The organism is Corynebacterium lipophiloflavum DSM 44291, assembly GCF_000159635.1.
Classification (GTDB): Bacteria; Actinomycetota; Actinomycetes; order Mycobacteriales; family Mycobacteriaceae; genus Corynebacterium; species Corynebacterium lipophiloflavum.
Map to the genome: position 1 here is coordinate 1 of NZ_GG667217.1, position 582 is coordinate 582.

The window sequence follows — 582 nt, forward strand, 5'->3', positions numbered from 1 at the left end:
TTCACTTCTCCCGATGTGTCGTCTAATGGTTCCTCCGGCGGCTCCTCTGACGGTGCCATGGACGAATCGGCACTTCTGTCCTCGCTTGGAGCTTCGTTTATGGCTGGCTCCTCATTCAATGTTGAGGCAGTAGGCCTCCTCGGCTTGTCCTCATTGGGATTGGCGGGTATGCTCGCGGCATTGGGGTCTGAAGTAGGCTCCGCCATCGGCACCGACGGTGGTTTCCAATTTGGGTCTGTGGAGGGCGGATCGGCCAAGGGTTTGACCGTTGAAAGCGCTGTAACTGGATCCGCTTCCAATCGTGTCACTGAGGTTCCAGCTACCGAGGATGGATCTACGATCGACATTTTCTCGTGGTTGCGTGACCTCCTCAACGGTTCGGCTCAAGGTTAAGTACATGCGCCGAATCGCGTCGTCAAGGTCACTAAGGGATGACGATGTCGCTGGGGTGCCGAGGCTTCGGATAGCCAGCTAACAATCACCGGCCGACTGGATTACTACCAGTCGGCCGGTGATTGTTTCACGTGAAACCTCGTATTGCCTCCATCCATTTTCCGGAGTTTCGTCGGCTTCTATCCTTCC

The 582-nt window shown here is 55.8% G+C and carries 1 protein-coding gene; it reads left to right on the top strand.

The features are described from left to right. Window positions 1-393: hypothetical protein (locus tag HMPREF0298_RS12600; protein ID WP_211205446.1), on the top strand; the 393-nt coding region annotated here is incomplete at its 5' end. Window positions 394-582: the final 189 nt, after the last annotated feature.